At 29.9% G+C, this 9,534-nt stretch carries 11 protein-coding genes; all 11 read right to left on the bottom strand.

Translation table 11 applies throughout. The annotated features are described in order from the left end of the window. Positions 1-212 precede the first annotated feature (212 nt). The 11 genes from MC378_RS14685 to MC378_RS14635 all read right to left on the bottom strand — a co-directional run bounded on the left by MC378_RS14685 (position 213) and on the right by MC378_RS14635 (position 9,433). Positions 213-602, bottom strand: a complete 390-nt coding sequence (locus MC378_RS14685; protein ID WP_242179539.1) for a hypothetical protein — start codon at positions 600-602, stop codon at positions 213-215. Between the two features lie 151 nt (positions 603-753). Beyond that, positions 754-1,641 (bottom strand): hypothetical protein, encoded by an 888-nt coding sequence (locus MC378_RS14680; RefSeq protein ID WP_242179538.1) that lies wholly within the window; start codon positions 1,639-1,641, stop codon positions 754-756. Between the two features lie 150 nt (positions 1,642-1,791). Further along, entirely contained in the window at positions 1,792-2,460 is a 669-nt protein-coding gene (locus tag MC378_RS14675; protein ID WP_242179537.1) for a hypothetical protein, read from the bottom strand. A 1,046-nt stretch (positions 2,461-3,506) separates the two neighbouring features. After that, on the bottom strand, positions 3,507-4,088 hold the full coding sequence (locus MC378_RS14670) for a hypothetical protein (protein ID WP_242179536.1): 582 nt from the start codon (positions 4,086-4,088) through the stop codon (positions 3,507-3,509). A gap of 164 nt (positions 4,089-4,252) precedes the next feature. Beyond that, positions 4,253-4,603: a hypothetical protein gene (locus tag MC378_RS14665; protein WP_242179535.1), complete on the bottom strand. Its 351-nt coding sequence runs from the start codon at positions 4,601-4,603 to the stop codon at positions 4,253-4,255. 8 nt (positions 4,604-4,611) lie between these two features. Next, complete coding sequence (locus MC378_RS14660) at positions 4,612-5,019, bottom strand: DUF3997 domain-containing protein (protein ID WP_242179532.1); 408 nt, start codon at positions 5,017-5,019, stop codon at positions 4,612-4,614. 179 nt (positions 5,020-5,198) lie between these two features. Further along, positions 5,199-5,798: a hypothetical protein gene (locus MC378_RS14655; RefSeq protein WP_242179530.1), complete on the bottom strand. Its 600-nt coding sequence runs from the start codon at positions 5,796-5,798 to the stop codon at positions 5,199-5,201. Between the two features lie 207 nt (positions 5,799-6,005). Beyond that, on the bottom strand, positions 6,006-6,515 hold the full coding sequence (locus MC378_RS14650) for a hypothetical protein (protein ID WP_242179528.1): 510 nt from the start codon (positions 6,513-6,515) through the stop codon (positions 6,006-6,008). A 151-nt stretch (positions 6,516-6,666) separates the two neighbouring features. Then, complete coding sequence (locus tag MC378_RS14645) at positions 6,667-7,221, bottom strand: FEKKY domain-containing protein (RefSeq protein ID WP_242179526.1); 555 nt, start codon at positions 7,219-7,221, stop codon at positions 6,667-6,669. A gap of 148 nt (positions 7,222-7,369) precedes the next feature. Next, positions 7,370-7,945, bottom strand: a complete 576-nt coding sequence (locus tag MC378_RS14640; RefSeq protein WP_242179524.1) for a hypothetical protein — start codon at positions 7,943-7,945, stop codon at positions 7,370-7,372. Positions 7,946-8,710: 765 nt separating this feature from the next. Continuing rightward, positions 8,711-9,433 (bottom strand): SMI1/KNR4 family protein, encoded by a 723-nt coding sequence (locus tag MC378_RS14635; RefSeq protein WP_242179522.1) that lies wholly within the window; start codon positions 9,431-9,433, stop codon positions 8,711-8,713. Between the last annotated feature and the right edge of the window lie 101 nt (positions 9,434-9,534).

Genomic DNA, 9,534 nt, shown 5'->3' with positions numbered 1-9,534 from the left:
TTTTAAATTCTTTTTTTTTAGCTTTTAAATGCTATTTTAAATTCAGGATTTGAGTGATTGAGCTATTTTTGGTAACGGTCTCGTATAACCGTCAGTTACGGGTTAAATTAGCGGTTATTTTCGGTTTAGCACAGACGTTAGCAATTCCGAGTGGATTCGGACGTAGTCGAATCCGCCGTAATTGCGGTTATACATTGTTGTAAAACGTTTTTTTAATCCCATTCTATATTCAGTTTTTCAAATTCCGCATTTAATTCAGCGAGCGAATTCGGGTCAATAATCTGCGTATTGATAGTCAATTCCTTTTTGTCCGTTTTTAAAATATAATCTCCTGCAAATTTTTTAATCCGTTTTATTTCACTCAAATTTAGTTTTTTTCCGAATGGTCCGTTCACGTTTATAATTCCGTTTTCAATGGTCAAATATTTGTAATTTTTTTGGTAGAAGTAGAGTCCTAAATACATTATCGAAATTACAATCCATCCATAGTCAGTCCAATTCGGTTTTTCTTTTCCAAAAACTCCGACAAAGAACCAAACTAACCAAACGAGTCCTAAAATTAAATTCACATTTAAGTGTTTCTTTTTGTATCCTATTTTCATTTCAAAAATGTTTTACAACGTTTATGTATAAGAATAGTTGCGGGTTTGTATGCGAGGATTTTCCGAAGGAAAATCCGATGTAACAAACAAGCAACGACCTTTGATTAAGTACTAAACCGCAATTATTTTTATACGGTGTTAGGCACAGTATTTATTCGGTTTTATCTTCTTTTCTATTCATTAAAGAACTCAAAAGTGGAGGTGAATCATTATGTGACTTTTTTTCTAATGTATCACTTGGATTATAGCTAGAAGCCTCAATTAATGAAGCAACCAATTTTTCCATAATTTCGTTTTTATCCGAACTTTCAGGAAGTTTAGCAATTTCTCTTTTATAACCTTCGTATGATTTAGCTAGACTTTCTTTATGAGCATATTCTTGTTCAAGTCTTCGGTTTTGACTTTGTTGTTTGCTCGCAAATAATGCAAGCCAAATTGCTGGAACAAAAAATGGTATTCTAGCAAGAATATGCATAAAAGCACCACCTACTGTATCACTATCTTTTATTGTTGCAACTGCAAACCAAACCATTCCAATCATAGTTGCGATAAAAACTATAGACCAAAGTATGCTTGGCATTTTATAACTCTCTTTTTGGTCGTGATAAGATTTTGCAAGTCCAGCAGAAGTAGCACCTGGAAGAAGACCTTCTATTTTTGTTGACAAAGTTTCAAAATTACCTTCCCATTCTCCGTGTAATTCTTCGTGTTGAGTTTTTAAGTCATTCAATTTGAATTTTAAAGACTCTTTGTCCTCTGCTGTTTTTCCAAAAACTTTAGTATCAAATTCTTGTACTTTTGTCTCAACTTCTGATATTTCCGAACTGTATTCATTTACCTTTTCAAAAGTTTCGTTCAGTTTCTCTGCTTTACTTAAAACTGCTGTACTTGGCTTTTTTACAAAATCATTATATAATTCCGTTATATCATTCAATTCCGATTTTAGCGAAGTAATTTCATGTTTCGCTGTTCCGATGAATTTTTCGAATTTTTCTTCGAAAGTTTCAATTTTTTGTTCTTCTGGTTGTTGTTCTTCCATATGGTTTGTTCATATTGTGCCTAACGTGATTGTGTATGGTTAGTTGCGTGGTTAAGCAACTAAGTTAGCAAACATTTACGAACCCGTGAATATTCCGCAGGAATATTCGCAAGTAAGCTCAATGAAGCAATTAATTATACACGGTGTTAGCTACTGCCTTTTATTCCATTCGTCAATAGTCATAATTTCAGTCAGTTCAAGAGTTTCCTTTTTTCCGTCTGAATATTCCTTTTCCATTTTTGCTAAACCTATTCCTTTCGCATAATAACTGTATTGAGTGTATTCAAATTTTTCTGTTGAATTCTCAATTACTGTTTTATAACTTCCTTTAAATTTAGCAGCCTCGTATTCTTTTCCGAGAATATTGATTTTTACTTTTCCAATATATTCTCTTTCTTTTGAAAAAATCATTTTGGTGTTAGAGTCATATTGATTTTCAGAAGAATATTTATAAGATTCTTTTTTTTTCCATCTAAAAACATCAACATCTTTAGGTGTATTTTTTACAGGAAATATTATTCCTTTTTCGTTTTTGAAGTAACTTATAAATTCTATTACTTCTGTCCCTTTATCAGTAATTTTTTCTTTAAACAACTCATATTGTCTGAAATCACTTTCGTATGCTTCTGTAGTCAGAATTTGATTTTTTAAATCAGCAGTTAGTTTCCAGTATTGGGTTTTAGTTGGTTCAGATTTACATTCGTATTTATAGACTTTTCCATTAGTCAATTCAGACATTGGGAAATAATATTCTTTTACTGAACATCCTGCGAAAGTCAGAATTATAATAAATACCGAAATTATTTTTACGTATCTCATTTTTCAGGTTGTAGCTAACGTTGTTGTGTTATGGAAAGTTGCGTTTTTGTGTGCGAGGAATTTCCAACGGAAATTCAGAAGTACGCAAAAATGCAACTAACTTTGATAAAGCACTAAATTAGCAATTTTTTATACACGGTGTTAGCAAATGCGTGTTTTTTGATTTTCTTTCAATTTTTCCACTATTTTCATTTTCTTTTTTTCATTTTTAAAGTTCAGCTTTTTAGCAATAATTCAGCAAACTTTCTAAATTCAGAGTTCGAGTAAGAATTCCGCAATATTTGTTTTCAGATTTTGAGTAAATTCAACGTTTTATAATTCCGAAAACTTGCTAAAATTCCGCAAGAATTTCACGAGCGAGAGAGTGTTCCACATTTTAGAAATTCACACATTTTTTCAGAGTTCAGTTTTGCAAATTTTTGATTTTACATTTTTAAGCGAAAACTGTATTTTAAGAACTTAAGCCAATTTGAGGCGATTCAACCCAGTTTTTGCTAACGGTTTAGTGTATGATTTCGTTGCGTATTTCAGAAACTAATTTAACAAAAAGAAACGAACCAGAGGAATCATCCGAAGGATTATTCCGAAAAGTTAAAAACCAAGCAATGAATTATACATATTGTTAGTAAAAGTAGCGACAGAGTAGAGTAAGTGCATAAAGACACAAGAGTGATTTTTTCCAAAGTTGAGTGGTTTAATTTTCCGTAAGAGTAAACAACATTATTAATTCAGCTAGAAATTCCGCAAGAGTAAAAATTCCGAATGAGTAATTCATTCCGCAAGAGTAAATTTCGGATTCAAGCTAAAATTCCGAAATTCGAGTAAGCAATCAATTCCGAGTTTGAGTGAGAAGAAATTCCGATAAATAAAGTTTTTATAATTCAGTTTAATTGGGAATTATAATTTCGGAGCTATTTTTACTAACGTGTTTGTGTATGAAAAGTTGCGTATTTGTATGCGAGGATTTTCCGCAGGAAAATCAGAAGTAACAAAAGAGCAACGATCATAATTTAAGCACAATATAGCGATTTTTTATACACGATGTTCTACACCGTTTTTTCTTTCCGATATACATTTATTTCACTACTTGTCGCTGTAACAAAATATTCTCCATTGTGTGAAAATCCGAAAGCTCTTATTTCATAATCGTGAAAAATTCTAAAGCAATCTTTTCCGTCATCTTCTTTGTATATACTTTTAAAATTTGGTTCAAATATTAAATCGATTATTGGCCATTCAGTTGCCATATATTGAATTCCATCTCCATATTGATTCAAGAGTGGTAATCCACCTCCACATAATCCGCTAATAGTTATTTTTTCATTCGCAAGTTTTCCAATTCCCATAGACCAAAGTTCATAAGAATTAAACCAATCAAAATCGGTATTATTATCTCTTTCGGTCAATTCAAATTTCGAGCAGTCAATAATTCCTCGACCTTGACTTGAAACAATTAGTAGCAATTCAGGATGATTTTTTGAAAATCCAACTTCGCTTAATCCTCCAACAGCAAATGTTTCTTTTTTCCATCCAGTTGGAATAGCAGATTTCTTTGCATTATCGACTAATTTTTGAAGTCTTAATCGATTTTCGTGTTCTGGATTATTGTTTTTACTAAAAATTTTCATTGCGTTGTCAAATGGTGTAGAACGGTTTTGTGTAAGAATAGTTGCGTGTTTTAAGCAACTAATTTACTAGATTAAACACGAACGGCGAAATTCCGAAGGAATTTCCCAAGTGAGCTAAAACTAGCAATTAATTTTACACGTTGTTGTGTACAGTTTTTTTATTTTCAATTCTTTAATAAATTCAGTTTTTTCACGAGAAATAATGGTAAAGATTGGATTCTATATGTTGAAATCACAAGTGGTTTAAGACTTGTCGGTTTTCCATATTCAAATTCTAGTTTTAGTTCAGATTCTAAATATTCAAAAATTCGGTCACTACATTTTATTTCTCCTTCAAACCAATTAGTCCAACCAAATAATATTTTTTTAAATCCCTTTCTTAAAATTAAAAAATCATCATCAATTCCAGTGTCAAATCCGTAATATTTAGCAGTAACAATCCAACCTCTTTTTCTCAATTCAGAGATTATTTCATTCCATTTTTCATTTTTTATATTTATTGCTGTTTTCCTCAAGTATATTTTTATTTCAATTCTTCGTAAACAATGTCAAAGTCCAAATTATTAGGAATATTCAGCTCTTTTCTTTTATTCTCAAATTGCTCCAAAGTCAAATAGGGACTTTGTTCAGTGTTTTTTTTATCAACTTCTATAATGTGATAATATGTCACATTTTTATTAATTCCGTTTTCAAGATTTTTAGGATGACTTTTTGCAATAATAAAATCTCCATTTTCTCCTAATGCAAAAACTGTTTCAGGAACAATTAGTCGATTAGAATATTTTTCAGCGTGAAACCAAATACTCATTTCGTTTAGTTCATTATTAGCAAATAAAAAGTAATTGCCCGTTATTTCTTTTTCAACTAATCCAGCTCCAAAGTAGCAAGATTGTAAAATAAGTAAAAAAGTAATTGCTAATATTTTTCTCAAATTATTCAATTTGTTTTCGGTCGTTTCTTAAATTGTACACAACGTTGTTGTGTTATGGAAAGTTGCGTTTAAAGTGAACGGCTATTTTCCGCAGGAAAATAGCAGTTTACAAGAATGCGACTAACTTTGGTTAAGCTAAAAATAAGCAATTTTTTTTACACGGTGTTGGGCATAGTTTTTTATTCGTAATACATTTTAAATTTCTCAAAAGTTTCTTGTCCAGGAATATTTACTGTCATTTGATAATATCCATTTTCCTTTGATAAAATCTGATAAATATATTTATCTCCTTTTACACTAAAATTTGAACTTGTTTCATTGTTGCTTTCCACAAAAACTAATTCAAATTCTGTTTCGTTAATCCAATTATAGGTCAGTTTTGAAAATGTATTATTAGAAAATGAGTCCGTCCATTTTCCTTTTTCCATTTTTACTCTTGTTGTATCTCCAGCAACTTCGAAATAATAAAATTCCTTTTCGTTTTTAAATTCCTTGAGTTGCTTTTTCGAAATTTCAGGTTTTGGTTTTTCCGTTATTCTCGTCACTGATTCTTTTGGCGGTTCCAATCTGTCTAATAAATTTCGGAATTCCACACAATTCCTTTGAAGTCTATAATAAACTTGTTGTCCAATTTTTTGAGTTTGTGATTGCTTAAATTTTCCTAAATATGGATAAAGTTGCTTTTCGTATAATGAGTTAATTTTCAGTGTATCATTTTTAATTTCCAAATTTTTCAGGTAATCACACATTACATAAGAAACAGAATCAATTTCTGTCATTGTTTGTGAAAATGTAATATTGGAAATTCCAATTAATAATATTATCAATATTTTTCTCATTTCGTTCAAATTATGCCCAACGTTGTTGTATAAGCTTTGTTGCGATGTTTAAGCAGTGAATTTAATAAATAAAACACGAACGGCGAAATTCCGGAGGAATTTCCCAAGTGAGCTAAAACCAGCAATAAAGTTTATACGGTGTTACCACTAGTTTTTTCCTTTTTTCCAATCCTTATATTCTTTCAAATACTTTTCCTCTACATAAGCAGTTTGTACAGTTTGTGTATTCATTCTAGATTCCAAATTGTTATAGTCAAAATATTCATCATTAAGTTCATTTCCCAATTCAGCTGTGTCAGAAAGTCTTTTTTCAGATAACAAAAAGTTCAATTTCGGATTCTCAATATTGTAAATTAAAGCGTATTTTCTAGAGTCAGATTTTTTCCAGTTTTTAAATTCATTTGAGTTTTCTCCACCTGTTCCAGATTTGTATAATTTTCCGTTTACTTTATATACATAATCAGTATACAAAGTAATTCCTTTATTCCAATGAGTTTTATATATTTCAGCAACTGTTATTCTTGAACTTTCTTTGTCAAATTTCGATGTGTTTTTATAATATGAAATTGATTGAATAAAAACAAGCAATAGAATAAATCCAATTCCTGTAATCCAACTTATTTTCGTTTTGTTTTTCTCAAGGTATTTTTTGTCCATCTAATTAGTGGTAACGTTGTTGTGTTATGGAAAGTTGCATTTAAAGTGAACGGCTATTTTCCGCAGGAAAATAGAAGTTTACAAAAATGCGACTAACTTTGGTTAAGCAAAAATTAAGCAATTTTTTATACACGGTGTTACCCAACGTTTTTTATTCAATTCTTATTTCTTTATAAATTCCATTTATTGAGTTGCTATATTTTTCTTTCAGGAATTTATCTACTAATTCATTATAACAAATCATTTCAGATTGAATCATACAGCCCATTCCGAAAGTTTCAATTTTATATTTATCGTCTAATATTTTTGCCAATTCCGTATCATAACCAATTCCGAAAAAGAAATACTTTATTTCTCCTTTTTTTAAGTCACTTGCAAATCGAGTTTCCATTTCTTTACAAGTTTTTAATTCATAATATTCAGAAAGAATTTTATTCCTTTTATTCATTTGATACTTATAAAACCCAACGTAAGAATTTATTGCTAATGAAATAAAAACCAATCCAATAGTAATATTTTTAATTTTCCTACTTTCTTTAGCTATTAAATAAATAATAAATCCGATAATTCCAATTACTATTAAAATGGCAGAAATATTCAGTAATAAGTTGAAGTTATTAATATTCCTAACATCAGAATTGGAAAACAATAAATATATTCCTAAAGAAGAAAGAATTGAAATTATTATTGATGTTTTGAGTTTCATTTTCTATGTTGGGTAACGTTGTTGTATAAGCTTTGTTGCGTTAGTTTAGCAGTAAAGTTACTAAATAATTACTGACCAAGAAAGTCCGCGAGGACTTTCGCAAGTAAGCAAATAGTTAGCAATAAAGTTTATACGGTGTTGTACTACGTTAATTTTCATTTTCAATTTTGCATTTCAATTTTTCGTAACTATATTTTATATTTTTTCGTTTGTAAGATTTTCCTTTAATCATTCCAAAAACTTTGTTTTCTTTTGGTAAATATTCTAAAGTACTTTCATAACAACTTCCAATTGCATAATCATTTTCAGTTTCATTCGGCAGTTTTATTCCAGTTCTTCGTGGTTTATAAGTTGCGAAAATATAAGTCTTTCCAGTTTTAAATTCACGAATACTTGCTCTACAATCTGCTCCATCTGTATCAAATATTTCAATAATTTTCCTTTCTTCTTTCCCTTTTATAATTTCAATAATTTCTACTTTTATTGATTCTCCAGTTCCATAATAAGGGTCAAATTCATTTTTTAGAGTTTCCTCAAAATATTTGTCATAATCTTTGAAACGTTTTCCATTTTCAGTATGATAATTATGTTCAATAATTTTTCCTTTAATCACTAATTCTGAATTATTAGCAATTTTCAAAAAATTCCCACTCCATTCACAACTGCAAGCACTTGCTTTTATTGAAATCAGAATCGTTATTAAAATTAGCGAAGTTTTTTTCATAATGTAGTACAACGTATTTGTGCTATGGTTTGTTGCGTAAATTTAGCTAAAAAAAAACCAATAATTACGGACTTTTAAGTGCTCGAGGTTTTTCGTAAGAAAAACCGTGTAAGCAATAAATTATGCACGGTGTTGCAAAATGCGGGTTTAATTTTCTTTTTTATGTCTTCAATTTCTATTTTTTGAGTTTGAGAGTAAATTCCGACAATATTTTAATTCCGCAATTTATTCAGTTTCTCAATTTTAGTTTTTTCGTGTTTTCAGGCGCATTTAATTCCGAAAGCTAGTAAACCTTTTTGTTCTCTAAATCTCTCAGCCTTTCTAAATTTGTGTTTGAGAGTTAATTCCACCAACATTTATTCAACACTTTGCTTAATTATCTTTTCAAACAGTAAATAAGTTTCAAGTTTTCACTAATTTTCAAACTAGTTAAATTTGACCAACTTTTTCAACGTTCTGAAACACTAATTATTAATAAAATTCTTTCAGAATTTTCCAATCTCGAGAGAGTGTTCCGCAGCATTTTTTTTCAAACTTTTTTCCGCCTTTTGAGTTTTCTAACTTGTAAAACAAAATATATTTTAAAATAACTTTTGTTCTTAAATTATACTTTCAGCCAGTTTTTTGCAACGTTGTTGTGTATGATTAGTTGTGTGTTTTAAGCACTAAAGTTAGTAAATAAAACACAGATAGAAAGTCCGCGAGGACTTTCGTAAATTGGCTAAAACCAAGCAATTAATTATACACGGTGTTAGGCATCTGGCTTTATTTTTTTCCTCCGAATAATCTTGATAGAAATCCTTGTTTTACTTTTTTCTCTACAATCCAAATCGGTTTATCTGTCGGTCTTATGATTTTTGTATTCGCACCTGATTTTCCCCAAGGAAACCCAGTTTTTATTGGTTCATTTGTTAAATCTGCAATTAAAAACATTTCTGGGAATTCTATTTTTTTGTTTTCGAAATCATAGTCTTTTTCGTTCTTTTCCATAATTCCGACTTTTTCAGTCCAAATTTCCATTACGGTTTGTTCGTGAATTATGTCAAGTGTGGATTCATTTCCTTTTTTTCCATATTCATCAATTTGTTCAATGAATTGAGTTAAGTCCCTGGAATGTTTTACAATAACTGCTGGGTCGTGGCAGACATAATAAACTGAATTCCAATTTCCGTTTGTGTCAATGTCAAGAATCCAAAAATTTCCAAATCCATCGCCTGCAAGTTGGATTGAATTCGGAAACATATCTTCAAAACCAAAATGGCCAAATGAGTCAAATCGAACTTCTTCTAATCCGAAAAATTCAAAGCCTTTACAGAACTTTAAAAGCTCTTCTATTTCTGTCGGAAGAAAATTGTTCGGTAACTGTTTTTTATATTCAGTTATTTCTTCGCTGGTCATTCCGTCCAACAATTCTATTTTATATAAATCTCCATCTTCAGATTCGTACTTGTTATTTAAAATAGATTCTAATTTTTGTTTTGGATTCATATTTTGAGTTGAGTGAGTAGCTTGTGCCTAACGTTGTTGTGTTATGAAAAGTTGCGATTAAAATGAACGGCTATTTTCCGAAGGAAAATAGAAGTTTATAG

It is taken from the genome of Polaribacter marinus (genome assembly GCF_022662535.1).
GTDB lineage: Bacteria > Bacteroidota > Bacteroidia > Flavobacteriales > Flavobacteriaceae > Polaribacter > Polaribacter marinus.
This window is presented reverse-complemented; position numbering and strand designations above follow the sequence as displayed.